This window comes from Streptomyces sp. NBC_01320, from assembly GCF_035974375.1.
Lineage (GTDB): Bacteria > Actinomycetota > Actinomycetes > Streptomycetales > Streptomycetaceae > Streptomyces > Streptomyces yanii.
Genome location: NZ_CP108390.1, coordinates 11,220,377 through 11,245,244, shown reverse-complemented (window position 1 = coordinate 11,245,244; position 24,868 = coordinate 11,220,377). Strand labels below are relative to the sequence as shown.

Below are 24,868 nucleotides of genomic sequence, written 5' to 3'. Positions count from 1 at the left end.
TCGAAAGAAGAGAGGCGCCTCCGTGTCCCTGGGGGCCCCTCCCCCGTCCGCTTCTTACTGCCAGCGACCGAGGAGACGCATCACCGTGCACCGCACCCTGAGACGCCTGATCACGGGGGTCCTGCTCGTGGCACTGCCCGCGCTGGGCGGTGTGGCCCTCGCGCCCGCCGCCCAGGCGCACCCGGACCACGAACACGCCCTGGACTGGTCGAACTACGAGAAAGTCACCCTGACGAAGGACACCGGCGAGCCGATCGACCTCGCCGTGCTGCCCGACAACCGCGTTCTGCACACCGCCCGCAACGGCGACCTACGGCTCACTGACCCCGGCACCGGTGTCACGAAGGTCGTCAACCACGTCGACGTGTACCAGAACTCCGAGATGGGGTTGCAGACGGTCACGCTGGACCCGGACTTCGCCACCAACAAGTGGGTCTACCTCTACTACTCACCGCCGCTGAACACCCCGGCCGGCTCCGCCCCGCTCCAACTGCCCGCCGGGCAGAACGACTCGTACTGGAAGCAGTGGGAAGGGTACGACACCCTGACCCGCTTCAAGTGGACCGGCGACAAGCTGGACCTCTCCACCGCGCAGGAGATCATCCGGGTCGACACCAACCGCGGGCAGTGCTGCCACGTCGCCGGTGACGTCGACTTCGACAGCAAGGGGAACCTCTACCTCTCGACCGGTGGCAACACCCCGGCGTCGGGCCCGAACGTCAACGGCTACACACCGATCAACGACGCGGCCGGCTACAACCCGGGCCTCGACGAACGCCGCGGCGCGGGCAACACCAACGACCTGCGGGGCAAGATCCTGCGGATCGACGTCCAGGAGGACGGCAGTTACACCATCCCGGAGGGGAACCTCTTCGAGCCGGGCACGGCCAAGACCCGCCCCGAGATCTTCGTGATGGGTCTGCGTAACCCCTTCCGGCTGGCGGTGGACCGCGAGACCGACGCGGTGATGTGGGGCGACTACGGACCCGACGCCGGTACCGCCGACCCGAACCGCGGGCCTATGGGATACGTCGAGTGGCAGACCACCACCAGGGCCATGAACAGCGGCTGGCCGTTCTGCACGGGTGACAACACCAAGCCCTACCGGGACTTCGACTTCGCCACCCTCACGCCCGGCCCCGCTTTCGACTGCGCGGCGCCGGTCAACGACTCCCGCTGGAACACCGGTCTGACCAAGCTGCCCGCGTCCACGCCGGCCACGCTCTGGTACGGCGACCGGGACACCGACCAGCCGTGGCCCGAGCTGACCGCCTTCCGCGGTCCCGGCGGCCCCGGCGGCCAGGCCCCGATGGGCGGTCCGGTCTACCACTACGACGCGGACAACCCCTCACCCGGCAAGTTCCCCGAGTACTGGGACGGCAAGGCGTTCTTCGCGGAGTTCTCCCAGGACTACGTCGCCGCGTTCACGCTCGACGGGCCGAACGGACCCGTGAGCAAGCTGGAGAACGTCCTGCCCAACAGCGAGCGTTCGCAGAACGGCATCCCGCAGTGGGACAACCCGATGGACCTGGAGTTCGGCCCCGACGGCGCGCTCTACGTCCTGGACTACGGCGACGGCTTCTTCCGTCAGAACCCCGACGCGGGTCTCTACCGGATCGACTACGCCGAGGGCAACAAGGCACCCACCGCCGTGATCAAGGTCGACAAGACGTCCGGCCAGGCCCCGCTGGAGGTCTCGTTCAGCGCGACCGGGTCCAGCGACCCGGAGAACGGCGAGCTGACGTACCAGTGGGACCTCGACGGTGACGGCACCTTCGACGCCACCGGCCCCACGGCCAGCCGTACGTACCCGGAGAACGGGCAGTTCCAGGCCCGGCTCAAGGTCTCCGACCCGCAGGGCAAGTTCGGCCTGTCGAGCCGTCAGATCACCGTGGGCAACACGGCGCCGACGGTACGGATCACCTCACCGCCCAACGGCGGGTTCTTCAACTGGGGCGACGCCGTGCCGTACGACATCGCTGTCGAGGACCCGGAGGACGGCAACACACCGGACTGCGCCAAGGCCGCCTGGACCTTCGGCCTCGGGCACAACCAACACGGTCACCCGGTCAACAGCGGCACCGGCTGCACGGGCGGCGTGGCGACCCCGACCGACGCGGGGCACGGGGACACCGAGAACGTCTTCGGCGTCCTCGGGATCACCTACACCGACAAGGGCGCGGGCGGCGTTCCTCCGGCCACCGGTGACGCCCAGGTGGTGCTCAACCCGTCCGTCATGCAGGCCGAGCACTACGACTCGGCCGAGGGCGTGACGGTCACGGACGACACCACGGCGTCCGGCCAGCGCAAGCTGACCTCGTTCGACGCAGGCGACTGGATCGCGTACGACCCGGTGTCGTTCGCCGGGATCACCGGGGTGAAGACCCGCGCGAGCGGCGCCGGCACACTGGCACTGCGCTGGGGATCGGCCGACGCCGAGCCGTTCGCCACAGTGTCGGTCCCGGCCGGCGAGGGCTGGCAGACCGTCACCACTGCGCTCTCCAATGCGCCTTCGGGCAGCGGCGAAGTCTTCGTCACCAGCTCCGGCGGTGTCGACCTGGACTCGCTGACCTTCCAGGGCGCGGGCATCGCGGACAAGACCGCGCCCAAGGTCACCGCCACGCTCAATCCGCCCCGGCCCAACGGTGACGACGGCTGGTACACCAGCAACGTGTCGCTCGCGGTCTCGGCGACCGACAACGGGACGGTGTCCAGCCGTCAGTACTCGGTCGACGACGGGGCGACATGGCAGTCGGCCAACTCGGCCGTCACGCTGTCCAAGGAGGGGACCACAACCGTCCGCTACCGGGCGACCGACAACGGCGGCAACGTCTCCGAGGTCGGCTCGCTCACGGTACGGATCGACCGCACCGGTCCCACGGTGACGGCCACCGGTCTCGACGCCGACGGCGTCTACGGCGACTCCAAGCGCCCGACGCCGGTCTTCTCGGCGGAGGACGCAGTGTCCGGCGGGGCGACCGTGACAGCCACGGTGGACGGCAAGGCCGTCACCTCCGGCCAAGCGCTGGAGCTGTGGCGGCTGCCGCTCGGGAACCACGACCTCACGGTCAAGGCCCGCGACAAGGCCGGCAACGCCACCACAAAGACGGTGGCCTTCACCACCCGTACCTCCTACGCGGACATCCGCGCGCTGATCACCCAGCTGCGGGCGGACGGACTGATCACGGCGCAGGGCCAGAAGCGACTGACCGTACGGCTCGACCAGGCCGAGGCGCACGCCAAGGCGGGCCGCACCAGCCAGGCCGCGGCCATGCTGGAGTCGTTCGTCGGCTATACCTCCGACACCGCCCAGGTGCCGGACAGCGCGGCGGGCGCGGCCCTGGCACGGGACGCGCGGGCGCTGAAGGAAGGCGCCACCGGCTGACGCCGGGACTGACGGAGCTGCCCCGCTGTCACCGGCGGGGCAGTTCCGTGTCCCGGACTCCGTCAGGGGCCCGTTTCCGCGCGGTGTGGTCCCTGCCAAAGCGTGCTCCGTCAACGAGGCGGCAACTTTCGACGTTCTGTGAAAAAGTTGCCGGAAGCCGCCCGCGCCCCTGCCCCCGAAGGCGTCCAGAGGAAGTGAGTCCGTGAACATCCAGTACCGCGTGTTGAGTCTGCTGCGTGACAACGGCCCGCTGTCCCGCGCCCAGCTCGCGGACCGGCTGGAGATTCCGCGCCCACGGCTGCTCGGCGAACTCGACCGGATGGTCGCCGCCGGGCGGGTGCGCGAGGCGGGCCCCGCCGCATCACGCGGCGGACGGCGCTCCACTCTCGTCCAGCTCGACCCCGGCCTGCGGTTCGCCGCCGTCGATCTGGGGGCCAGCTCCGTCGACATCGAGATCACCGACGGCGCGCTCGCGCCGGTCGCCTCCTGCTCCGAGCCGGCCGACATCCGCTCCGGACCGGTCGCCGTGCTCGGGCGCGTCAGCGAACTCCTGCGCGCGATGGCCGACCAGGGGCACTACACGCAGCTCGACGCCATCGGTATCGGTCTGCCGGGGCCGGTCAGCTTCCGGGAGGGCGTACCGGTCTCACCACCGATCATGGTGGGCTGGAACCGTTTTCCCGTACGGGACACCCTCGCCCGCGCGCACGGCTGCCCCGTCGTGGTCGACAACGACGTCAACGTGATGTCGCTCGGTGAGCAGCACAGCGGGGTCGCGCGGACCGTCGACCACCTGCTCTTCGTGAAGATCGGCAGCGGTATCGGCTCCGGCATGCAGCACCACGGCCGTATCTACCGGGGCGCGGAGGGCTGCGCCGGCGACATCGGGCACGTCCAGGTGGAGGCCGAGGGGGACGGTCCCGTCTGCTCGTGCGGGAACACCGGCTGCCTGGAGGCGTACTTCGGCGGGGTGGCGCTGGCCAGGGATGCCACTGAGGCCGCGAAGTCCGGCAAGTCTCCCGCCCTGGCCGAACGGCTGGCCGAACGGGGAGTGCTGACCGCCCTGGATGTCGCGGAGTGCGCGGACGGCGGCGACAACACGAGCGTCAACCTGATCCGGGCGGGCGGCCACCGGGTCGGACAGGTCCTCGCCACCCTGGTCAGCTTCATGAACCCGTCGATGATCGTGATCGGCGGCGGTCTGACCGGGCTCGGCTATCCGCTGCTCGCCGAGATCCGCAGCGTCGTGTACAAACGCTCGCTCCCCCTCGCCACGGGCAATCTGCCGATCGTCATGTCCCAACTCGGTCCCCGTGCAGGGGTGGTGGGCGCGGCACTGCTGGCGAGCGAACTCGCGTACGGCGAGGAGTCCTGACCGGGCGGGACAGGCCCAGGCACGGGTGCGAGGCGCCGCCGCCGTGCCGGTGGGGTTGCGAGCTGTTGTCGGTTTGCTGCATTGAGGTGAGTTGTAGCGAGCGGGAGTGAGTCCTGTGGGTGGGTTTGTGGGGGTGGGAACCTGGTTTCTGGGGTCGAATGGGTGACCTTGGCGGTTGTGGCTCGTTGGGTCGGGTGGCAGGGGTGCGGCCTGGGTGGGGGCGATGTGGTGGGTGGTGTGCGGGAGTTGGCCGTGCCCTTCGCGGTGCCTGGGCCTTGCGGGGTGGCGGTCCGGGACCGCCTCAAACACCTCACGCCCCAGGACGAGAGGGTGCTGCCCCGCACGCGGCCGACCGCCTACTGCGGCTGTGTCGCGATCTGGATCAGATTGCCGCAGGTGTCGTCGAAGACGGCGGTGGTGACGGCGCCCATCTCCAGAGGCTCCTGGGTGAAGCGGACGCCGAGGCCGCGCAGGCGCTCGTACTCCGCGTTCACGTCGTCGACGGCGAACTGAGCGAGCGGGATGCCGTCCTTGACGAGCGTGTCGCGGTAGGTCTTGACGACCGGGTGGCCGGCGGGCTCCAGGAGGAGTTCGGTGCCGCCTGGCTCGTCGGGCGAGACGACGGTCAGCCACCGGTACTTCTCGCCCAACGGGACGTCGTGCTTCTTCACGAAGCCAAGGGTCTCGGTGTAGAAGCGCAGAGCCTTGGCCTGATCGTCGACAAAGACGCTGGTCAGATGAATCTTCATGGGGTGCTCTCCTTTGGTCCGGATGTGTCGGGCATGAGCCATCGCTCGGTGATCTGCCGCAGCGGGGCTGTGTTCAGGTCGTGGAACTTGTAGCGGCCCTCCCGCCTGGTCTCGACGAGCCCGGCACCCTCCAGCACGGCGAGGTGCTGGGAGACCGCCTGGCGCGAGATGCCGAGCTGATGCTTCATGCTCAGTCGCGAGCAGATCTCGAACAGCGTCTGTCCGGACTTCTCCGCGAGCTCGTCGATGATGGTGCGGCGGGTGGGGTCGGCCAAGGCTTTGAAAAGGTCGTCGACCACGACCACAGGATAGGCAAGTACTCGCTTGCCTATCAAGTCGAGGTGTGGCGCGTCCCGAGATGTGTGCCTGACCACGCGAGTCGGCACATGCTGTCCCTGCCGCGGGACTGTGGCGTCGAAGGCGGAGTTGCGCCGTCGGCCGGTCCGAACGCACCGTCGACGTGTGGAGTCCGCGGGGGCGACGGGGGTCTCGCCCGCCCGGGCGTAGCGACCGGGATGCCCCGGCCAGGGTGAGCGGCTCTTGGGCGAGGCGGGCGTCTGTAGTCACACCGGCCGGTGGGCCGGCGCACTGGGCTGCCGATGCCACCTGGGGCAAGGTGCGAGCTCTGGCCCGTCGGATCCTCGTCGCCCAACTGAGCACGTCCGGCCATGGTGTACCGCGTGTAGCGGTGGACACGTGTTTGCTGCCTCAGGTTGAAGTTCCCCCCGGGTCCTGGACAGCGGGTGTTTACGCTGCGGGGGTGAGGTCCTGCCTGAGCAAGGTTCTCGTTTCGAGCGGGGTGACGTACCCGTACTCGGGATGCCTGCGGAGTCGGCTGCGGTTGTACTCGATCTCGATGTAGCGGAAGACATCGGCCCGGGCGGCCTCGCGGGTCTCCCAGACGGTGGTTCCGATCTCCGCTTTGAGGACGGCGAACCAGCTTTCTGCAGCAGCGTTATCGTAGCAAGAGCCGACACGTCCCATCGATTGCCTCATGTGCAACTTGCGTATCTCGGTGCGGAATTCGTCACTCGTATATTCGCTGCCGCGGTCGGTATGCATGATGCAACCCTTCTCCAGGCCGCCGCGTCCGGCCGCCATCAGCAGGGCGGCAACCGGCAGCTCAGCACGGTGGTGGTCGGCCATCGCCCAGCCGATCATCTCCCGCGTCGCGAGATCGATGCAGGTCGCCAGATACAACTTCCCTTCCAGCGTGACGAGTTCGGTCATGTCGCCGACCAGCCGCATCCCGGGACGGGGTGCGGTGAAGTCCCGGCCGATCAGGTCGGCGGCGAACACCGCCCGCTTCGCCTGCCGGGTCAGGCCCCGACGCCGGCGGCGGGTGATCCCGACGATCCGGTGCTTGCGCATCAGCCGCTCGACCCTCTTCGAGTTCACCGCCCGCCCCGCCCGCCGCAGAGCGGCGTGGATCCGCGGGGCCCCGTAGGCACCACGCGATCCGGCGTGGAGCACTCGGATCTCGTCCACCAGGCGTTCCTCCTCGCGCCGCGCGGCCCGGCGCGCCGACGCGGCCGCCTGGTGCGCGTAGTAGGTAGAGCGCGGCACTCCCAGTGCACGGCACAGCAGCGCAACGCTGTGCCCTGCGAGATTGTCGTCCGATGCCTTCTGCGCGTCGATGAAGCGGCACCGCGTGGCGGTGTCTACCTCATCTTGTCCTGCGCGAAGTCGGGTGGCCCGGGGGGATTTCGCCCCCGGGCTCCCACAGATCCGTACGTGACCGTCTCCGGTCATACGGCTCTTGTCGTCCTGGTCACCAGACCCGGGCGGGCTCGGTCACCCAAACCCAGTGCGCGAGAAGCCGGGGATGTCGATCAACCCCGGACCACCACGCACGGAAGGTCGCCGACCAGCTTCGCCGCAGCCTCCGGTACTTCCCGCGCAGCCACCGGACCACGTAGGCGTTGATCCGTTTCAGGAGGGGATATAGGGCCGACCTGTTGTAGGCCCCGTAGTACTGCATCCATCCCCGCACGACCGGATTGATCCAGTCCGCGAGGTCTCGGGCCTCGCCCTGCACCCACCGGTGCAGGCGCCAGGAACGCACCACCTCGCCCATCCGCTTCAGGGCCTTGTCCGAGACCGCCGGAGAGAAACTCCGGAACAGTCCTTTCCGCCCGTCCACGGTGCGCTCGCGGAAGTCGTAGCCCAGGAACGTGAACCTCGTGTGCTCGAAAGAACTCTTGCGGTTCGCGTCCCGGCAGTAGACGATCTGCGTCTTGTCGGGGTGTAGTTGAAGGCCGACCGAGTCCATGCGCGCATCCAGCGCGGCCAGCACCGCTCTCGCCTCGGCGAGACTGCGGCAGTGGATGACCGCGTCGTCGGCATACCGTTCGAAGCGGACGTCCGGGAAGGCCCAGTGCAACCACATGTCGAACGCGTAATGCATGAACAGGTTCGCCAGGACGGGAGATACCGCTGATCCCTGCGGGGTGCCCTTGGCGCGCTCGATCAGCACACCGTCCGCATGTTGCAGCGGGGCAGCAAGCCACCGCTTGACATAAAGCAGGACCCAGGGGAGCTCACAGACCGAGCCCACCGCCTTGAGCATCAAGTCCCACGGCACCGAGTCGAAGAACGCCTTGATGTCGAGATCGACCACCCAGTCGTACTTCCAGCACCGCTCCCGGCACGTGCCCACCGCGTCGATCGCTCCGCGCCCCGGGCGGTAGCCGTAGGAGTCCGGATGGAAGATCGGCTCGACCCTCTTCTCCAGCACCATCGCCACCACCGTCTGCGCGACACGGTCGCCCACGGTCGGCACTCCGAGGACCCTGATGCCGCCCTGCGGCTTCGGGATCTCCACCATGCGCACCGGCGGCGGGAAGTAGCAGCCCGAGGACATCCGGTTCCAGATCTTGTACAGGTTTCCCCGCAGATCCTCCTCGAACTCCTCGATAGCCACCGCGTCCACGCCCGGCGCGCCCTTGTTCGCCCTGACCTTCTCCCAAGCCTCCATCACCAGCAGCTTCGGTATACCGAACGGCTTGACCGGTGCTTTCAACTCATCCACGCCAATTCCTCCCGGAGCACTTCCGGTTGATCGAATGAACAAGTCACGAACGACCCGGCCCCTTCGCTCCGCCCCCATTACAGGGACTTCACCACTACTACGAGCCGGTCCGCCGGCGCACGCCCGGCATGGACGTACGCCTTCTCCTGTTCCGCACAGACCCCGCAGATCGGGCTCGCGCCACCTTCACGCCGGACACCACCTGGCCAGGAAGCGGACACCCGCCAGACTCATCCCGGGGAGCCTTCAAGCCCCGGTTTCGATGTCGTCCAAGCATTTCGACGCATCAGCAGTGGTTCGCTCTCGCTCGCCTTCCCGATCCCCACCTGACGCCCTTTCAAGGACGCCTTTTCCTCCGACGCTCACCACGACGGTCTTCAGCCAACGCGGCAGGAGGCGATTTGGAGCCTCCCTCCGCGGGGGCGACTCCGAGGGGCCAAAACCCTCATCATCTGTGCAGCATCATCCAGTTGCTACCGACCTACACCGGCAGCCCCTTTCCGTTCAGGACGCACGAAGGCGGTCGCTTTTCCCAGGATGTCGACCGTCTTCTCCAGCTCGCGGACCTTGCGCCGCAGCTGGGCGAGCTCTTCCCGCTCGGCGCTGGTCAGAGCCCCCACAGGCCCCTCGCCCCGGTCGACCGCGGCCTGCTTCACCCAGCCACGCAGACCCTCCGGGCTCACCCCCAGGTCCCGGGCGACCTCGGTGACCGTCTTTTCCGACGACAGCGCCAGCGCGACGGCATCCCGCTTGAACTCCGCCGTGTACCGCTTGCTCGTATTGCTCTTCTTGCTCACTACCTGTGACTACTTCCTCCGGGACCTTCCGTCCCAGTATCAGGCTGTCCAGGTCAAAGGGGGAGCTTCAGGTTTTGCTGCCCCGTGATCGGGCGGCCCGGTTGTGCGAAATGACCAAGCGTTGACGGCGCAGATCGTGCCAGGATGCTCGCCATGTCTGGACGCGCACTCAGCTTCGGAGTAATGGCGGAAGCGTACGAACAGTTCCGGCCGGGGTATCCTGTTGAAATTTTCGACATGGTGATGGCGTATGCGGGTCACCCGGTTCTGACTGCCCTCGAGATTGGCGCTGGGACAGGCAAAGCAACCCGACTGCTCGCTCAACGGGGGGTCAGGGTCACCGCGACTGAGCCTGACGGAGCCATGCTTGCCGAGCTCCGCAAGCACGTGCCAGCAAACGTCAGGACGGTGCAAGCCCTGTTCGAGGACTTGCGACCGGGCGAGAGGTACGGGCTGGTCTATGCGGCAGCAGCGCTGCATTGGACGAATCCGGAGGGTCGGTGGTCACGCATGGCCGAGCTGCTGGAGCCAGGGGGCGTGTTTGCCTCTTTCGGCGGACCAGTCCGGCTGGCCGACCCGGCTGTGGCGGAAGCTGTTCGCGCGGCGCGGGCACCGTTCTTGGAGAGCGACGAGGTTCCGTCCCCGGACGGGACTCCTGAAGGGCATGACATGCAGTGGCCGGGTACAGAGCTCCAGCGTTCGGAGTGGTTCACCGGTGTTCAACAGTCAGTGGTGGAACGGCGCTTGACGATGAGTGCCGACAACTATGTCGGCCATCTCTCGACCATCTCGGCCTATCTCGTATTGCCGGCCTTGGAGCAAGAGCAGGTACTTAGCCAGATCATGCAGCTCCTGCCCGAGACGGTCGAGATTGTCGCCGACATCACCGTCCATCTCGCGCGTCGGCGCTACGAGCAGTAGGACTTCGACGGACGGGTGTCCGCCTCAGCGAACGGTCATCCGGAACCGCCGCAGCCGACGTGCGGCCATCGGCGCAGAACATCTCCGCGTCAGGGGGCCAAGGGGCGGAGCGTGCAAGTGGTGACGTGGGGGAATCGTGTGCCGCTTGTCATCGCCTGGGTGGAGTCGGCTTCGACCGTCACGGACGGAATGAAGCCCCACCTCCTGGTCGGGCTCCACTCTGGACGCCGCACCCAACCGCGTGCGGCGGGGACGTCCGACCGTCACCCTTCCGTCGGATGGAGGGGGATGACATACACCACAGCACGAGGTTCTCCACGTTCTTGTCCCGGTCGCTCATCAGCAGCACCCGCAGCTCCGCGACGGCGTTCGTGACAGTCAGACAGGCCAGAAGGAGTAACGCGCGGGGTGCGGGGCCCCGCGTTACTCGCTCAGTCCTACGACGCCCCCTCCCCCGCCGGGTGGCCTCGGTCAACACGCGCCCCCAGTCCTCCAGCAGGTCGGTGAACGCGTCGAAGTGCCCGACCCACGCACCATGTGCGGCTGCGTGCTCGGTGAAGGTCCCGCGCAGCCCGCCGAGCCGGGGCCGTACCTGTTCCCAGGTCGCGGCCAGCTCCCGCACGCTGTCGGGCGACCGCGCGAGCAGCACGCCGTAGAAGAGGGCGGGGTCGTCGGTGAAGAAGCCCGGGTCCATGTGCAGTGCCTCATCGTCCGGCCCATCCCAGATCAGCCCGCACAGCAAGGTGTCCAGCCCGGTCCGTACCTCCGGGTCGGCATGGTCGCGGACCTGTTCCCAGTCGTGCCCTGCCCAGAAGTGCGCCTTGAACGAGCCGCAGGTGCCACGCGGTCGTTCAGTCCCAGATGATCAGGCGCGCCCCTTGCGGTGCGGCGGCTTTCTCGTTGGGGTCTCCCCGCTGGTCCGGGTGAAATCGAGCGGATCGGTCACGCCCCGCCGGGAGGCGCAGCTCGGAGCCGATCTGGAGTCGTTGGCAGCGAACGGAGCGGGCAGGGAGGCTGGTTGACTGGGAGGCGGGAAGGGGTGGCAAGGCCGATCACGGACGGTCAGAGGAAAGTTTTTGGCTGGTCTCACGGGGAAATGGACCCGTTGTCCATCCTGGCCCGATATGTTGACCATGTGGCCGGGCTCGGCCCCTCCCCCCGTGGGCGCCGAGCCCGGCTAATGGCTAGGGCTGCCGCAGGTTGTGGAGGTAGAGAATCCTGGCGGCGGCATCTGCTTCGGCTGATGGGACACCGCCAAGCATTCCGTCCTCTCTCATCCGACTTAGCCTGCGCCCGCGTCACGCCGAGGACATTGCGGCCACTGGCACCTGCTGCTCGGCCATGAGATGGTCACGCAGCCGGGAGCGCCTCTTGTCCGAGGGGCGCCACTCGGGGAGTTCCTGCTGTGCGCACCGCCCGTTCGCTCATGCTCGTGGCTCAGGCAACAACGGCGAACCGTGGTCCACCTCGCCGACGGGACAACGCGGTCGTGCAACTACGGCGCAGCCGCCGCTCATGCAGCCGCACATACCCTCCTCTTCGCGCGCCAGGTCCCCCAGAGCCTGCTCCGGGGGACCTGATCGTGCCGAATCAGGCGACTGTGATGTTCTCCGCCTGCGGGCCCTTCTGGCCTTGGGTGATGTCGAAGGTCACGGCCTGGCCTTCCTGGAGCTCACGGAAGCCCGAAGCGTTGATGTTGGAGTAGTGCGCGAAGACGTCCGGACCGCCGCCATCCTGCTGGATGAAACCGAAGCCCTTCTCGGCGTTGAACCACTTCACCGTTCCGCTGGCCATGCTTGTGCCTCTCAGTCGATATCGGACCCGCACCGCGCGGACCCGGAGGTGATCGCCCTGGTCCTGCACTGCACAGCAAAACGCCCACGCCAGGGCGCGGGCAGGAACTGCGAACCACGACATCTGCCAATGACGCTACACGGCGGAACGGCCTGCCACCAGAGAGCAACGATCACTCTTGGAGTTTCAGATGCACATCAGGGCCTTCCTCGTTCGGTGGGCGGTGATGAACTGGGCCTACGGCTCGGCGAATGCGCTCGTGGTGCCGTCCCGGTCGGCCAAGGCGTGTCGAGCACGCCTTCGCCCTCATGAAGACCCGGCAGATACTCCGCGACCGCCGTCTCAAGGGCGATGGCGTCCACCACGCCATGCTCGGCGCCGCCCGCCTCCACAACCTCAACCTCGCCGGACAGGCGAGCGGCCGGACCGGCCACGGACCACGTCCACACCTGATCAAAGATCATTTGCGGGACAAGGCTTACGCCCTGGTGCGCACTGGGCGGAAGTTACCGTTTCATAAATGAGCCGATGATCTACTCGTCGTACCACCAGCAGGCGTTCGGCTCGTAGTAGAGGGGCCAGCAGATCGCGTCCCGGGTCTGAGGCCCGTAGATGCCGTCGGCCGTGATGCGGAGGCGCCGCTGAAGACTGATCAATGCGCTCTCCGTAGCCGGGCCGAAGTCCCCGTCCACCGCGATGTTGTAGCCATAGCCCCGCATGACCTCTTGGAGGTACTTGACCGCGTTGTTGTTGTTACCACGCTTCATCAGGCAGGTAGTGCTGAGGGTGGAGTAGTAGACGGGGATGAACATGCGCTCGAGGCCGGCGCTGTATTTCCGGACCACCTCGTTGCAGGTCGGCGTAGCAGCGTAAGCCGGTGTGGTGGAGATACCACCAAGAGTCGTCATCAGCATCGCCACGGCGGTTGCGGTGAGCAGCCGGGTTCGGTTTCGCATGGTTCGAAACTCCTTTCTGACAGATGGCCTACGGCGTCCGACGCGCCCCCGTAATTCCCCGTGCCCCTCGCATGTGCGCTCCCCCTGGGCTCCGTCGGCCACCAAACCGCGGGCCATCAGCTTGCGCTGTTCAGGCCCGCCACCGCGACGTTCCGTGCCACGATTCGAGCAGATTCGAAGGGATGGGCGCGAAACCAGCAGGACCAGACAGCGGGAGGGTCATGATCGAGCTAACAGTGGACGCCGCCGGGCTCGCCCGCTCCCGCTTCGCCGTTTCGCCGTTGCACGAGGTCGTCGCGACGCTGCTGCCCTGGGGCCTGCGACCAGCCCCTGATGGCGACCCGTGGGTCGCTCGTGCACGGCGCGTGCTTCGCCAGGCTCGGCTGCCGCTGCTGTCCGAACTGGCCCTGGACGGGGCCGGATACGTGCCCGACTTCCTCAGCCCGCATCCCTCCGGGCCCTCCCCCACCGTCGAGGAGGAGCTGGAACGGGTCCGGTGCACCCCGCCCGAGCGGGTCCTGGGCGAGCTGGAGGCGTTGCGAGACGGGCGGCCGCGGAACGGCCTCGCCGGTTCCGAGCTACCGGCTGGGGTGCAGCGGGCCATGGCGCGGGGCGGTGCGCAGGTGGGCCCGGCAGGCGGCGGACGAGATACGGCGCTACTGGGAGCTGGCCTTCGCCCCGCACTGGGAGGTCGCCAAGGCCGCCCTTGACGCGGAGGTCGACCGACGCGCCGGCGTGCAGGCCCGGCACGGAGCGGCCAGGCTCTTCAACTCCCTGCACCCCGGCATCCGATGGGCCGACGGCACCCTGCGCGTCGCGAACCGGTTCCGGATCGCGCTGCCTGTGCCCCTGATGGTCGTCGTGCCGTCACTCGTCGTACCTCGGCCGGGCGTGGCAGTGGACCCCACGCGCGACGGAGACCGACCCCCGATGCTCATCTATCCCGTGCGCGACAAGGCCATCGCCAAGACCATTGCCCCAGCAGTTCCCTCCGTCGAGATGGCCCAACTGCTCGGCCCCACACGCGCCGGGCTGCTCGCCGCGCTGGCACAACCGGCCTCCACTGCGCAGTTAGCGGCACGTCACTTCCTCAGCCCCGCCACGGTTTCGTACCACCTTGGCGTACTGCACCGGGCCGGCCTCGTCGCCCGCGCCCGGTCGGCCGATCGGTGCTCTACCGCCGTACGCCCGAAGGGTCCCGGCTGGCGAGGAGCCGGCAGGTGGGGGTCATGCGTAAGCGATGAGTTTGGGCGGCGGATCGGGCCTGCCCTGGTACGACTCGAATCATCGCTGACATCTCGATCTCCCTCGACGGCTTCGTGACCGGCCCCGACCTCGGCCCGGACAACGGTCTGGGCACCGGCGGCGAGGCCCTGCACACTTGGGCATTTTCCGACGATCCCGACGACCGCCGGGTCCTGCGCGAGGCGACCGCCCGCTCGGGCGCCGTCGTCCTCGGCCGCCGGCTCTTCGACGTGGTCGACGGGCCGAACGGCTGGGACGACAAGTCCGGCTACGGCGCCGGCGATGTCGGGTAGTGCTCTGACCACATAGGTTTACCGTGTCCGGGATCCGTCTGCCCGGCTCTGCGGGGGTGGAGTCGCTGCGATCATCATGACGAAGGTGGAAGGCACGGCCGAGGGGGAGCAAAATGATTTCTGAGCCGGAGATGGCGGGGGAGTTCGGTGGGGTTGAAACCCGCGAGGTGATGGGCAACTTCGACCGGGAGTTCGTTGGGGAACGTCGGCCGCGAAGGCCCTGGCTGTGGGCGCTGGGCGGAGTGGTAATGGCGTCGGCCCTCTGGACGGCGGCGCTGTTTCTGTATGGAGTAGGCGATCGGAAGCCGGACATGCATGGGTACCAGCTGGACCAAGACCCTTGCCCATCCATACAGCTGAAGTCGATCGGCGCGGCGATCGCACCGAGAGAGTCCATCCCCAAGGTCGAATCAGGGCTGTTGAACCATGCCGTCCTCGACCAGGTCCACCGCTTCCTTCCTCTTCGGTCTCGGGCCAGGGCGGAGCGGCCCGAGAACGGCTGGTCCATCGACTACGCCGTCGAAATCACGGTGGCACTGCACAAGAAGACCGACCCCGGCGCCGAATTCGAGGCGCGGCGAGGGGTGACTGATCTCGGCGTTGATCCTGAAGCGAAGCTGGAGACGGTTCCGGACCTCGGTGACAAGGCGTATCTGCTGACCCGGGATGACGGTAACTCGGAGCTGCGGGTGCTGGAGGGCGGAGCGGTCCTCACGCTGAGTCTCTCCACTTTCACGCAGTACCAGAGCGACGGCCACAGCGAAGGTGAGGCCGGTGATGGGCCGGACATCCCTGACCTGTCCCCGTACCAATCGGCCATGATCAGCGACATGCGGGACCTGATGTCAAGTCTCAAGCAGTGAGCTTGAGATTCAATCTCTGGAAACATCGACCGGCGTGTCACCAGACCCGGCGAACAGTCGTGGTCACGGCACGTGCTGTGACCGCTATGGTTCGCCGGGTTGTGTGGGAGGACTGTGGTGTTCGTGGAGATCGTCTTCGTGGGGCTGCCGATCGACCGTGACGAGGTCGAGGAGGCGTTGGAAGCGGCGTTCGAGCTCGACGGCGAAGTCACGGGTGCGGGCAGCGGTATGGGGCGCTGCCATCTTGACCTTGAAATCACGGGTGGCTCGGGCGCAACCGCGACCCTGGAGCGGCTCCGGGGTGTGCTGTCCGAACTGGGTATCGCGGAGTACGCAACCTTGAACGTCAGCGACTGATCAGGCTGCCATTCGTGCTCGTCCGCCCCAGCGGATGCCCTTCTCGCTGCGTATCCGGGCGCGCTCGCGGCGTTCGGCGGCCAGGACATCGTGGTGGCGGGCATTGGCGTTGCGCCAGCGCAGATGGGCGTGCAGGGCCTGGGGCTGCACCGTGTGGTTGGGGTGGTTCGAGTTGGCGATGGTGAACTGCCGCAGCGGCCCGAAGTGGGCCTCGATCGTATTCGCCCAGGACGCGTAGGTCGGGGTGAAGCACAGCTCGACCCGGTGCTTCTTCGCCCAGCGGCAAATCTGCGCACCCTTGTGCGAGGACAGATTGTCCAGGATCACGTAGATGGGGGCGCCGTCGGGGCGGGCCGCGCGGATCGATTTGAGCGCGGCCAGAGTGTTGGTGGCGCCTTTCTTGGACCGGTTGACGCCCCACAGGGTGTCGTCGCCGATCGAGTAGCAGCCGTGGAGGTACCGCACCCCGTGAGTGCGGTGGAAAGTTGCCGGCAGTCGGTCGGGGTGCCCCTGCTTCGCCCAGTCCAATCCTGCGATGGGGCGGATGGCGAGGGGGCCGAACTCGTCGAACGCGAAAACGCGGTCGGGAAAGCGGTCCGGGACGTGCTCGATCCGGTCGAGCTTGGCGTCGCGCTCGGGGTCGGGCGACTCCTGGTCTTGGTGCGCTGGAAGGTGATGCCGCGGCGGGCGAGCAGGACGCGTAACGCCTCGCGGCCGATCCGGATGGCCCGGCCGTGGACGCGGTGCAGGTAGATGACGAGCTTGCGCAGGGACCAGCGGGTGAAGGGCTGACCGAGCTTGGCCGGGCGGGTGGTGGCCGTCGCGACAACGAAGTCCTCGTCGTCAGGACTGAGCTGGCGGGGACGGCCTCCCGCCCAGCGAGGGTCAAGGCAGGCCAAGCCGATCTCGTTGAAGCGGTGGATCACGTCGCGGACGGTGTCCTCGTCTGCCGGCACCAACCGCGCGATCACCGGAACGCGGTTCCCACCGGCTGAGGCCAGCAGCATCATCGCGCGCCGGTAGCGCACCGAACTGGCGCTTCCCCGGCGCACGATCTGCTGCAGCTTCTGCCCCTCCTGGTCACTCAGTCTGCGCACGTGGACGGGCTCAGCCACCGCACCCCACCGGTCGGATCGGACGTCACCGCACATCCAACCGCCCCAACCACCAACCCGGCGACCCAATGCGGTCACAGCACCAGCCCGCGTTCGTCGTCGTGACGAGCTCGCCGCCGGAGTCGGTGCGGCTCACCGACCTCGACTGGACGTTCGTCACCACTGGTCTGCCCGACGCAGTCGCTACCGCGCGCGAGCGTGCCGAGGCGGCGTCGGCGGACAGCGGCAAGGACCTCGACGTCGTCCTCATGGGCGGCGTCACGATCGGCTCGGCGCTCGACGCCGGGCTGGTCGACGCGCTGACGCTGCACCTCGCGCCCGTCGTGCCGGGTGCCGGGACGCCATTGTTCACCGGCGGAGTGCCGCGCACGCTGGTGCAGCGGAGCGTGACCTCGACGTCGACCGCGACGCACCTGACCTAGCGACGTCCTCTGACGACGTCGTTGCGGAACTTCCCATCGAGCAGTCAACGGCGCCCCGGTGGGGCGCCGCCGCTCTGAGATGCCTCACTGCAGCGGTTGGCCCCTTTCAGATGTGTCGGAGCGTGTATTCCGCGTTGGCGTATGCGCCGCCCTGCAGATCGTGCTCCGCCGCGTCCCCTTCCGGCGGAATACGCGGCGCGAATGCTTCCGCGTCGTCCACGGGTGTGTATCCCATAGCCGACCCTGCCTCGATGTCCCAGAACCTGCGCGTATTGGCGGAAACGGCATAGACGGTCGCGAAGTTGATGTCGGGGGCGGCGAGAGCCGCGCGGATGAAGCCGAGGCAGTCGCGCGGGCTCAGCCAGGTGGCAAGATGACGTCGCTCGGTCGGCGCGTCTTCAAAGCTCCCGATGCGCAGGCACACCACGGAAAGACCGAACTTGTCCGCATACAGACGTCCCAGAGCCTCGACCGCTACCTTGCTCACCCCATAGAGACCGTCCGGACGCGGCGGCATCTCGGGCGTGACGGTCGTCGAGACCGGATAGAAGCCGGTGAGCCGGTTACTGCTGGCGAGTACGACCCGCCCTACTCCTTGCCGACGTGCACCCTCCAGCACGTTATGCGTTCCGTGAACATTGCCGTCCAGCAGTTCCGGCAGCGGCGCCTCATCCGGAACTCCGCCCAGATGCACCACCGCGTCCGCACCCTGCAGGGCCGCTGTCACCGCCTCAGCGTCCCGCAGATCAAGCTGCCGCACCTCCTCGGCCGGCGACTGCGCGGCGAGGCCGACACGATCGACGAGCACCAAGCGTTCCGCTTCACCGCGCAGACCGATCCGCACCACCGACCCGATTCGCCCGGCTGCACCGGTGACTACCACAGTCCCAAGACTCGTTCCCATGACGGCAACTCTGCCTCACACCACCGACAACCCCGCCCGCAGGAGGTCTCGTCGAGACGGAACAGGAACTCCAACACCTGGTGTCTACATCACCTCGACTGTCCGGGAATCGCGACACGGCTCGTAACCGTCGAAGCGAAACCGGTCTCGGCAAACGTTCTGCTCAATCGCCATACAGATCCATCCGGACACGGACTCTGCGGACACAAGCGCGACGCCCGGGCGGGCTGGTGGCGCGTCGAGACCGCCCGGGCCACCACCGACAAACTCACCACCCTCCACGACGAACGCACCCATGGTGTGGGCATTTCCGGGCCGGCCGTGCGGTGCGCGATCCACGCGGCGGCGCAGGCCCCGACGTTCGTCGGGTCGATCCGCACCCACCGCCGGGCCCGCGACATGCTGGGCAGCCCCGCCCTGAACGTCTTCGACCACCCGCGCTTTCCTGATGTGCGTCTACAACCGGGACCGGCCCCTGTGCCACCGGCTGGACGCCACTGACGCTCTGCGGCTGGACCGGTGCCAGCCGTCGTGTGCGAACATCGCGCGCACCGACCACCACGCCGACCAACTCCGCCAGCACGCGCAGGCCCTGGAGAAGCAGGCCGCCTCCGAGGCACTGCTCTCCGAGCTGTACTCGGAGGGGTTCACAACTGTTGGGCCGGCACATCGTTTTGGCGAACATGGGCACGATTGGGTGAACGGCGCGATGAGCTGTGGGTATGCCCGGCGGGGTGTGCGTAACGTTCTCGGTGCGATCTGGGACGCCGGGTGTGGTGTCAGCAGTCGGGGCCCCCGTATCACCAGCGAGATGGTTCGGGGCCTCCCCGTCGCCTCTGGTCACACCCATATGGCCAGGTCGTAGGGATTCCGCCCGCCTGGAACGGAGCGCATACGGGATATGCGTCGCCGACCAGGATGCGAAAGCGGAGAACCAGTGCGCCCAAGACCGTTCGGGGCGTGCCGGTGAGCCAGGACTCACTCCTGCTCACTGCCCAGGAACGGTGAACCGCTCGTAGATGGGCGGCGCAGCCCGATCGCAGTGACGGCCGTGGCGCCCCGTCAGGTGCGGCTCTGTGCCGGCTCCGGCTCGGAGGGAAGTGCTGCTGTGCGGCGCGGGAGCAGCAGCGGGGTCGCCAGCAGGAGCACGCCGGCCAGGCCGATGGCCGTCCGGGGTCCGAGCAGACTGCCCAGCACTCCCCAGACGGCCGTCAGCAGCGCGGTCGTGGCCTTGGTCGTCACCGCCCAGGCGGACAGCGTACGGGCGACCCGGTCGGTCGCGGTGCGTTCGAGGCGGTAGGTGGTGTAGACGGGGTTGAAGACCCCGCAGCAGAAGATGAGCCCGAGTTCGACGCCGATGACCAGCAGCAACCCTCCGCTGCCGGGCCCCAGGAAGGCCAGGCCGACGGGCCAGAGCGCGCGCAGCGCCCCGGCCACGACCAGGACCTGGTGCTGTCCGAACCGGGTGACGAGCGGCCGGGCCAGCCGCGAACCGAGCAGCCCGCCAATTGAGGGCGCTGCGAAGGCGAGGCCGTACTGCCACGGTGTGAACCCGAGTGGGCCGAGCATCAGGACGGCCAGCAGCGGCTGGGCGGCCATCACCAGGCCGTTGAACAAGGCTGTGTTGAAGAACAGCGGCCGCAGCGTCGCGTCGGCGAGGATGTACCGCCAACCGTCGAGCAGGTCCCCGGCCCGCATGCGCGCGGCCTCCCGGCGCTCGGGCCGAGGCTCGTGCCCGCCCATCGCGCGGATGCCCAGGGCCGAGAGCAGGTAGCTGACCGCGTCGGCCACCACCGTCGCCACCGGACCGAGGAGCCCGATCGCCGCGCCGCCCAGCGGCGGTCCGATGATCGTGGTCGTCCAGGCCGTGGACTCGAATCGGGCGTTGGCGACGAGCAGGTCCTCGGCCGGCAGCAGCGTCTTCAGGTACGCGCCGGAGGCGGCGCGGAAGGTGATGTCGGCCGCCGCGACGACGACCGAGACCAGCAGAAGCTGAAGGAAGGTGAGCACTCCGAGCGCGAACGCGGCGGGGATCGTCAGCAGCGCCGCGAACCGCACCAGGTCCATCGCGATCAGCACCGGCCTCTTGCGGCGGAACTCCACCCACGGGCCGAGCGGCACCGCCACGGCGGCGCCCACCGCGGCCCCCACGGAGGAGAGCGCGGCGACCTCGGCCGGTCCGGCGTGCAGCACCTGGATGGCGATCAGGGGGAATGCGCCGAAGGCGAGCCAGGTGCCGAGCGCGCTGGTCCCGTACGCTCCCCAGAGCCACCCGAACTGCCGCCCCAGCCGATGCCCGAGCAGATGTCCCAGCCGGTGCCCGCTCCTCATGCCTGATGCCCCTCGCCCCTCGCCCGCACAACCGATCCGCGATCAGAAGCATCAAAGCGAGCACCCTACCCAGGGATCAAGCAACCGCAGGGCCGCCCGGTCACAACCAATGGTTGTACCCATAGGGTGTCGGCATGGACCTCGACACCGTCCGGACCTTCGTCGCCGCCGCCGAGGCGGGGCAGTTCCAGGAGGCCGCCGCCGATCTGGCGGTCACCCAGCAGGCTGTCTCCAAGCGCATTGCCACGCTGGAGCGCAACCTCGGCGTGCGGCTGTTCACCCGCACCGCGCGCGGCGCCGAGCTCACCATCGACGGGCAGGCGTTCCTGCCTCACGCGCGCGAGCTGCTGCGCGTCGCCGAGCGCGCGGTCACGTCCGTGCGCACCGGCCGCCGTCCGCTGCGCGTCGACGTGATCGCCTCGCGCGGCGCGGCGACGGGCCTGATGCGCGGTTTCCACCGCGCGCACCCCGAGATCGACCTCGACGTGGTGATGCTCTTCGACATCGAGACGGCCGTCGCCGCCATCCGCTCCGGCACGATCGACGCTTCCTTCCGCGCCGTCGCCGCGCCCGGCCGGCCCCTCCCCGAGGACATCGAGTCCGTCCGGGTGCTCGACGAGCCGCTCCAGCTCCTCACCGGCCCCGCCCACGCGCTGGCGGGCGCCCGGTCGGTGACCGTCGCTCAGCTCGCCCGGCACCGGATCTGGATGCCCGGCATCGTCCCCGGTACCGAGTGGGCCGCCCACTACGACGACCTCGTCCCCGAGTTCGGCCTCACCATCGAGGCGACCGGCCCCAACTTCGGCTCCGACGCCCTCCTCGACACCGTCGCCGACACCCCGGCCCTGGCCACCTTCATGGGCGGGCAGACCCGCCTCGTCTGACCCGCCGGCCACGGCCTGCGCCGCATCCCGGTGACCGACCCGACGCCCGTCTATCCGCACTCGCTTCTCTGGCACCGCGACAACCCCCACCCGGCGCTGGCCACCCTCCGCGCCCACATCACCGCCACAGCGGCCGGCTACGACGCCGCCGGGACCTGGGCGCCGAGCTGGGTGATCCGCGGTGAACGCCGCCGCGTCCGCTAGGGCCCCGGTGACCCCGCCGATCAGCCCCTCGGTGGTGATGCGGGAGCGGATTTTGATCCAGGCGCGCTTGCCAGGCACGTAGAGCTGCTGGCTGCCCTTGACCACAACGCCCTCGATGCCGACCGTGCCCCACGCCGGGTCCAGCCAGTCCAGCGCGGTCGCCCGGTCCGTGGTGGCGGGCACAGAGCGAACCGGGCGGCGAGCACATCCCGGGCGAACACGTCCCCCAACGTCGCACGCCGCTCACGGTACGGAGGAAAGGCAGTCGTGGGAACGAGTGACAACACCGACACGCTCGCCACGCGCGATGCCCACGCCCAACGGCTCCGCAGCGCTCTGATCGACCAGATCCAGAAGGACGGACACGTCCGTACACCTGCGGTCGAGACCGCGCTCCGCACCCGTGCCGCACCACACGTTCGTGCCCGATGTGTCGCTCGAGGAGGGACGCTGTGCGGTTGATCAGGCCGATCGACCGGCGTTGGCTCGACTGCGGTGAACGGTGGCTGAAGGGGCCGGCCGAGATGGTGGGTGAACCGTTCCGGGTTCGGTAGGGACTCCGGAGCGCCCCCAATTACGCGGAGTCGCGTTACTTGGTTTCACGCGACCGGGGGTGTGCGGAGTTCGTACTCGACCGGGCTGAGCATGCCCGGTGCCGAGTGCCTGCGTTGTCGGTTGTGAAAGATCTCGAGGTACTCGAAGAGCGCGGTGGACAGCTCGAGCCGGGTCTGTGGTGGCCGCTATTCGGCCCACAAGCCGCGGATGTGTCCGATGTGGCGGGTCATGACCGCGCGGACGGCCTCCTCGTCACGGGAAAGCAGCGCGTCGAGGATTTCGAGGTGCTCTTCGGCGGAGGCATGCAGCTTCCCCTCCTCGACAAGAGCGGTGAGGCCGTACAGCCGGGACCGCCTGCGCAGATCGCTCACGACCTCGACGAGGTGCGCGTTACCTGCAAGGCCGAGCAGCCCGAGATGGAAACGCAGGTCAGCTTCGACGTACGCGATGAGGTCGCCGGCGGCCGCTGCGGTCACGATCTCGTCGGCGATGGGGCGCAGCGCCTCCAGCGCGACGGGATCCGCGGTGGACGCGAGTCCCGCGGTGGTGGGGATCTCGATCAGTGAGCGGATGTGGGTGTACTCGTCCAACTGCTGGTCGGAGACCGCGGTGACCCGGAAGCCCTTGTTGGGCACTGTGTCGACCAGGCCTTCCTTGGCGAGGTCGAGCATGGCCTCGCGCACGGGCGTCGCGGAGACCCCGAAGCGGGAGGCCAGGGCGGGTGCGGAGTAGACCTCGCCCGGGCGCAGCTCGCCGGCGATCAGCGCGGCGCGCAGCGCGTCGACGACGCGCTCGCGGTAGCTGGTCCGCGTGCCCGCGAGGGTGGGCAGAGCGGGGCCGGCGGTTTTGGCGCTGGTGCGCTGGGCGGCCATCGAGTGTCCTTCCGTGCCGTGCGGTGTCATGTCATGTGCCACCAGTATCCAGGCAGCGGGATGCTTCGTGCGGTAGGTGTACGGGAGTGGGGCGGGGTCGGCCCCGCGTGCTCAGCCTTGCGTGGTCTCCCCCGGTTCCCCTGCCCGCGCGAGCACGCCCAGCGGGACCGGGCAGGCGAACGGCCGCTTCGCAGGCGGCTGTTCGTCTCCAGTGAGACCGGCTACGGCGGGGCCGCACATCCGGCCCTGGCACCAGCCCATTCCGGCCCGGGTCAGCAGCTTCACGGTGCGTACGTCGCCGGCGCCGAGTTCGTCCACGGCCTCGCGGATCGCCGCGGCCGGGACTTCCTCGCAGCGGCAGACGACCGTGTCGTCGGTGATCTGTTCGGTCCAGTGCGCGGGCAGGGTGTAGCCGGTGTCGAGCGCGGAGAAGAACCGCCGCAGTCGGGAACGTGCCCGAGCGGCCGCCGTCCAGGCGCCCGGGTCGGGTTGCGTGTTCCGCAGCCGGGCGGCCGCGGAGCGTCCGGCGATGTGGCCCTCGGCGAGGGAGAGCGCCGAGCCTCCGATGCCGGTGGTCTCGCCGGCGGCCCAGACGCCGGGCACGTCGGTGCGCTGTTCCTCGTCGACGGCGACTCCCCCGCTGTCGATTCGGCAGCCGAGCGCCTCGGCGAGATCCGTGTGCGGTAGCAGGCCGTTGCCGACGGCGAGGGTGTCGCAGGGTATGCGCCGCTCGGTGTCCCGTCGGACCCGGCCGTCGGCGTCGAGCGCGGCGACGGTGACGGCTTCCAGTCTTTCCGTGCCATGTGCCGCGACAACGGTGTGGTGCGCCCGGATGGGAATCCGGTGGGCCAGCAGTGCCGTCGCGTACTGGGCCGCCTCGGCCAGTTTGCCCGGGTGAGCGGTCAGCGTCGCCGTGTGCGGGACGAATGCCTTCGGGTCGGCGGACTCCACGAGCGCGGCGACCTTCGCACCCGCTGCGGCGAGTCCGACGGCGACGGGCAGCAGCAGAGGTCCGGTTCCGGCCACCACGGCCCTACGTCCGGGCAGCACCAGGCCGCCCTTGAGCATGGCCTGGGCGCCACCTGCGGTGATCACGCCGGGCAGGGTCCAGCCGGGAAACGGGAGCACCTTCTCGTAGCCGCCGGTCGCGAGGAGCACGACGTCGGCCCGCACCGCGGTCGGCTCCTGCTGCTCGGGACCGAGGAGCGCATGCATGATGAATGCGTGCGGCTTCCGCTCCACGCACCACACGTGATGGCCCTTCAGATGCGTGATGTGTCCGGCTTCGATGTGTGCGGCGAGCCCGTCGCGCAGTTTCTCCCAGGTACGCCATTGATGGTGCAGCGCCTGCGGGCGGCGCGCGCCGAGCCCCTGTGCGGGCTGCCGGTAGAACTGCCCGCCCGCCTCGGCCGCGGAGTCGATCACGGTGACGCGGAGTCCCCGGGCTGCAGCGGCCAACGCGGCGGCGAGGCCCGCGGGGCCCGCTCCGACCACGGCGAGATGCGGGTCAGTGCTCATCGTGTCCGGTCCCTTCCTGCGTACGGATCACCTGGCCCGGCTCGGCCGGCAGCAGACAGGCCCGCTGGTTGGGGCGCCCGTCGACGGTGACCAGACAGTCGAAACAGACACCGATGCCACAGAAGACCCCGCGTGGTTCGCCCTTGCCCCGGGTCGAACGCCAGGAGGTGACACCCGCCGACCAGAGCACCGCGGCGATGCTCTGGCCGGGCATGGCATCGATCTCCCGGCCGTCGAAAGTCATGGTGAAGGCCGGGCCCGGCCGGGCCTCGACCAGGTCCAGCGGAGTACGGGATC

General features: G+C 68.7%; 21 protein-coding genes and 6 pseudogenes. 12 read left to right on the top strand and 15 right to left on the bottom strand.

Going from position 1 to position 24,868, the window contains the following annotated elements; all coding sequences use genetic code 11:
* Nucleotides 1–85 precede the first annotated feature (85 nt).
* Together OG395_RS51750 and OG395_RS51745 are read left to right on the top strand one after the other, a co-directional pair.
* Nucleotides 86–3,385: a PQQ-dependent sugar dehydrogenase gene (locus OG395_RS51750; RefSeq protein ID WP_327249080.1), complete on the top strand. Its 3,300-nt coding sequence runs from the start codon at nt 86–88 to the stop codon at nt 3,383–3,385.
* Between the two features lie 202 nt (nt 3,386–3,587).
* Nucleotides 3,588–4,760 carry an ROK family transcriptional regulator gene (locus tag OG395_RS51745; RefSeq protein WP_327249079.1) on the top strand — a complete coding sequence of 391 codons (1,173 nt, stop codon included), beginning with the start codon at nt 3,588–3,590 and terminating at the stop codon, nt 4,758–4,760.
* Nucleotides 4,761–5,116: 356 nt separating this feature from the next.
* On the opposite strand, the gene OG395_RS51740 is transcribed toward OG395_RS51745, so the two are convergent.
* From OG395_RS51740 to OG395_RS51720, 5 genes are all read right to left on the bottom strand, one after another.
* On the bottom strand, nt 5,117–5,509 hold the full coding sequence (locus tag OG395_RS51740; protein ID WP_327249078.1) for a VOC family protein: 393 nt from the start codon (nt 5,507–5,509) through the stop codon (nt 5,117–5,119).
* Nucleotides 5,506–5,808, bottom strand: a complete 303-nt coding sequence (locus OG395_RS51735) for an ArsR/SmtB family transcription factor (RefSeq protein ID WP_327249077.1) — start codon at nt 5,806–5,808, stop codon at nt 5,506–5,508. The genes OG395_RS51740 and OG395_RS51735 overlap by 4 nt, the downstream gene beginning before the upstream one ends.
* Before the next feature lie 448 nt (nt 5,809–6,256).
* Nucleotides 6,257–7,261, bottom strand: a complete 1,005-nt coding sequence (locus tag OG395_RS51730; RefSeq protein WP_327249076.1) for an IS3 family transposase — start codon at nt 7,259–7,261, stop codon at nt 6,257–6,259.
* A gap of 19 nt (nt 7,262–7,280) precedes the next feature.
* Nucleotides 7,281–8,540: a group II intron reverse transcriptase/maturase gene (ltrA, locus tag OG395_RS51725; RefSeq protein ID WP_327249075.1), complete on the bottom strand. Its 1,260-nt coding sequence runs from the start codon at nt 8,538–8,540 to the stop codon at nt 7,281–7,283.
* A 473-nt stretch (nt 8,541–9,013) separates the two neighbouring features.
* Nucleotides 9,014–9,337, bottom strand: coding sequence for a transposase (locus OG395_RS51720; protein WP_327249074.1), 324 nt, complete (start codon nt 9,335–9,337; stop codon nt 9,014–9,016).
* A 183-nt stretch (nt 9,338–9,520) separates the two neighbouring features.
* Between OG395_RS51720 and OG395_RS51715 the strand changes: the two genes are divergently transcribed.
* The gene (locus OG395_RS51715) at nt 9,521–10,258 is read left to right on the top strand and encodes a class I SAM-dependent methyltransferase (protein ID WP_327249073.1); all 738 of its coding nucleotides are present in this window, start codon (nt 9,521–9,523) and stop codon (nt 10,256–10,258) included.
* A 178-nt stretch (nt 10,259–10,436) separates the two neighbouring features.
* Here OG395_RS51715 and OG395_RS51710 read toward each other — a convergent pair whose 3' ends face one another.
* On the bottom strand, nt 10,437–10,952 hold the full coding sequence (locus OG395_RS51710) for a hypothetical protein (RefSeq protein WP_327249072.1): 516 nt from the start codon (nt 10,950–10,952) through the stop codon (nt 10,437–10,439).
* Nucleotides 10,953–11,848: 896 nt separating this feature from the next.
* Nucleotides 11,849–12,052 carry a cold-shock protein gene (locus OG395_RS51705; protein ID WP_266993260.1) on the bottom strand — a complete coding sequence of 68 codons (204 nt, stop codon included), beginning with the start codon at nt 12,050–12,052 and terminating at the stop codon, nt 11,849–11,851.
* 284 nt (nt 12,053–12,336) lie between these two features.
* Here OG395_RS51705 and OG395_RS51700 point away from each other — a divergent pair.
* Nucleotides 12,337–12,576: pseudogene (locus OG395_RS51700) on the top strand (hypothetical protein); the annotation flags it as partial.
* Nucleotides 12,577–12,585: 9 nt separating this feature from the next.
* On the opposite strand, the gene OG395_RS51695 reads toward OG395_RS51700, so the two are convergent.
* Nucleotides 12,586–13,008: a peptidoglycan-binding domain-containing protein gene (locus OG395_RS51695; RefSeq protein WP_327249071.1), complete on the bottom strand. Its 423-nt coding sequence runs from the start codon at nt 13,006–13,008 to the stop codon at nt 12,586–12,588.
* A gap of 221 nt (nt 13,009–13,229) precedes the next feature.
* On the opposite strand from OG395_RS51695, the gene OG395_RS51690 reads away from it, so the two are divergent.
* From OG395_RS51690 to OG395_RS51670, 5 genes and pseudogenes are all read left to right on the top strand, one after another.
* The gene (locus OG395_RS51690) at nt 13,230–13,718 is read left to right on the top strand and encodes a hypothetical protein (protein ID WP_327249070.1); all 489 of its coding nucleotides are present in this window, start codon (nt 13,230–13,232) and stop codon (nt 13,716–13,718) included.
* Nucleotides 13,624–14,331, top strand: a complete 708-nt coding sequence (locus OG395_RS51685; RefSeq protein ID WP_442818715.1) for an ArsR/SmtB family transcription factor — start codon at nt 13,624–13,626, stop codon at nt 14,329–14,331. Before OG395_RS51690 ends, OG395_RS51685 begins: the two co-directional genes overlap by 95 nt.
* A pseudogene (locus OG395_RS51680) lies at nt 14,292–14,543 on the top strand (dihydrofolate reductase family protein); the annotation flags it as partial. The gene OG395_RS51685 and the pseudogene OG395_RS51680, both read left to right, overlap by 40 nt.
* 116 nt (nt 14,544–14,659) lie before the next feature.
* Nucleotides 14,660–15,409: a hypothetical protein gene (locus OG395_RS51675; protein ID WP_327249069.1), complete on the top strand. Its 750-nt coding sequence runs from the start codon at nt 14,660–14,662 to the stop codon at nt 15,407–15,409.
* Nucleotides 15,410–15,532: 123 nt separating this feature from the next.
* Nucleotides 15,533–15,766 carry a hypothetical protein gene (locus OG395_RS51670; protein WP_327249068.1) on the top strand — a complete coding sequence of 78 codons (234 nt, stop codon included), beginning with the start codon at nt 15,533–15,535 and terminating at the stop codon, nt 15,764–15,766.
* Here OG395_RS51670 and OG395_RS51665 read toward each other — a convergent pair.
* Nucleotides 15,767–16,881: pseudogene (locus OG395_RS51665) on the bottom strand (IS630 family transposase). It lies immediately after the preceding gene.
* 83 nt (nt 16,882–16,964) lie between these two features.
* Between OG395_RS51665 and OG395_RS51660 the strand changes: the two are divergent.
* A pseudogene (locus tag OG395_RS51660) lies at nt 16,965–17,303 on the top strand (dihydrofolate reductase family protein); the annotation flags it as partial.
* A 106-nt stretch (nt 17,304–17,409) separates the two neighbouring features.
* Here OG395_RS51660 and OG395_RS51655 read toward each other — a convergent pair.
* Nucleotides 17,410–18,207 (bottom strand): NAD-dependent epimerase/dehydratase family protein, encoded by a 798-nt coding sequence (locus tag OG395_RS51655; protein WP_327249067.1) that lies wholly within the window; start codon nt 18,205–18,207, stop codon nt 17,410–17,412.
* A gap of 1,062 nt (nt 18,208–19,269) precedes the next feature.
* Nucleotides 19,270–20,538: an MFS transporter gene (locus OG395_RS51650; RefSeq protein ID WP_327249066.1), complete on the bottom strand. Its 1,269-nt coding sequence runs from the start codon at nt 20,536–20,538 to the stop codon at nt 19,270–19,272.
* Nucleotides 20,539–20,672: 134 nt separating this feature from the next.
* Here OG395_RS51650 and OG395_RS51645 point away from each other — a divergent pair.
* Together OG395_RS51645 and OG395_RS51640 are read left to right on the top strand one after the other, a co-directional pair.
* A pseudogene (locus tag OG395_RS51645) lies at nt 20,673–21,626 on the top strand (LysR family transcriptional regulator).
* Nucleotides 21,627–21,893: 267 nt separating this feature from the next.
* Complete coding sequence (locus OG395_RS51640; protein ID WP_442818714.1) at nt 21,894–22,088, top strand: hypothetical protein; 195 nt, start codon at nt 21,894–21,896, stop codon at nt 22,086–22,088.
* Between the two features lie 137 nt (nt 22,089–22,225).
* Here OG395_RS51640 and OG395_RS58840 read toward each other — a convergent pair.
* The 4 genes and pseudogenes from OG395_RS58840 to OG395_RS51625 all read right to left on the bottom strand — a co-directional run.
* A pseudogene (locus OG395_RS58840) lies at nt 22,226–22,345 on the bottom strand (IS3 family transposase); the annotation flags it as partial.
* Nucleotides 22,346–22,366: 21 nt separating this feature from the next.
* Nucleotides 22,367–23,053: a GntR family transcriptional regulator gene (locus OG395_RS51635; protein WP_327249065.1), complete on the bottom strand. Its 687-nt coding sequence runs from the start codon at nt 23,051–23,053 to the stop codon at nt 22,367–22,369.
* A gap of 111 nt (nt 23,054–23,164) precedes the next feature.
* A complete protein-coding gene (locus OG395_RS51630; RefSeq protein ID WP_327249064.1) occupies nt 23,165–24,571 on the bottom strand; it encodes an FAD-dependent oxidoreductase in 1,407 nt (468 codons plus the stop codon).
* Nucleotides 24,561–24,815: a (2Fe-2S)-binding protein gene (locus OG395_RS51625; protein WP_327249726.1), complete on the bottom strand. Its 255-nt coding sequence runs from the start codon at nt 24,813–24,815 to the stop codon at nt 24,561–24,563. The genes OG395_RS51630 and OG395_RS51625 overlap by 11 nt, the downstream gene beginning before the upstream one ends.
* Nucleotides 24,816–24,868: the final 53 nt, after the last annotated feature.

Bases quoted from the DNA above. Each gene is read 5' to 3' on its own strand.
- OG395_RS51650 (WP_327249066.1), bottom strand. From the start codon at position 20,538: ATGAGGAGCGGGCACCGGCTGGGACATCTGCTCGGGCATCGGCTGGGG.
- OG395_RS51715 (WP_327249073.1), top strand. From the start codon at position 9,521: ATGGCGGAAGCGTACGAACAGTTCCGGCCGGGGTATCCTGTTGAAATT.
- OG395_RS51705 (WP_266993260.1), bottom strand. From the start codon at position 12,052: ATGGCCAGCGGAACGGTGAAGTGGTTCAACGCCGAGAAGGGCTTCGGT.
- OG395_RS51695 (WP_327249071.1), bottom strand. From the start codon at position 13,008: ATGCGAAACCGAACCCGGCTGCTCACCGCAACCGCCGTGGCGATGCTG.
- OG395_RS51655 (WP_327249067.1), bottom strand. From the start codon at position 18,207: ATGGGAACGAGTCTTGGGACTGTGGTAGTCACCGGTGCAGCCGGGCGA.
- OG395_RS51625 (WP_327249726.1), bottom strand. From the start codon at position 24,815: ATGACTTTCGACGGCCGGGAGATCGATGCCATGCCCGGCCAGAGCATC.
- OG395_RS51630 (WP_327249064.1), bottom strand. From the start codon at position 24,571: ATGAGCACTGACCCGCATCTCGCCGTGGTCGGAGCGGGCCCCGCGGGC.
- OG395_RS51675 (WP_327249069.1), top strand. From the start codon at position 14,660: ATGATTTCTGAGCCGGAGATGGCGGGGGAGTTCGGTGGGGTTGAAACC.
- OG395_RS51635 (WP_327249065.1), bottom strand. From the start codon at position 23,053: ATGGCCGCCCAGCGCACCAGCGCCAAAACCGCCGGCCCCGCTCTGCCC.
- OG395_RS51730 (WP_327249076.1), bottom strand. From the start codon at position 7,261: ATGACCGGAGACGGTCACGTACGGATCTGTGGGAGCCCGGGGGCGAAA.
- OG395_RS51710 (WP_327249072.1), bottom strand. From the start codon at position 10,952: ATGGACCCGGGCTTCTTCACCGACGACCCCGCCCTCTTCTACGGCGTG.
- OG395_RS51740 (WP_327249078.1), bottom strand. From the start codon at position 5,509: ATGAAGATTCATCTGACCAGCGTCTTTGTCGACGATCAGGCCAAGGCT.
- OG395_RS51690 (WP_327249070.1), top strand. From the start codon at position 13,230: ATGATCGAGCTAACAGTGGACGCCGCCGGGCTCGCCCGCTCCCGCTTC.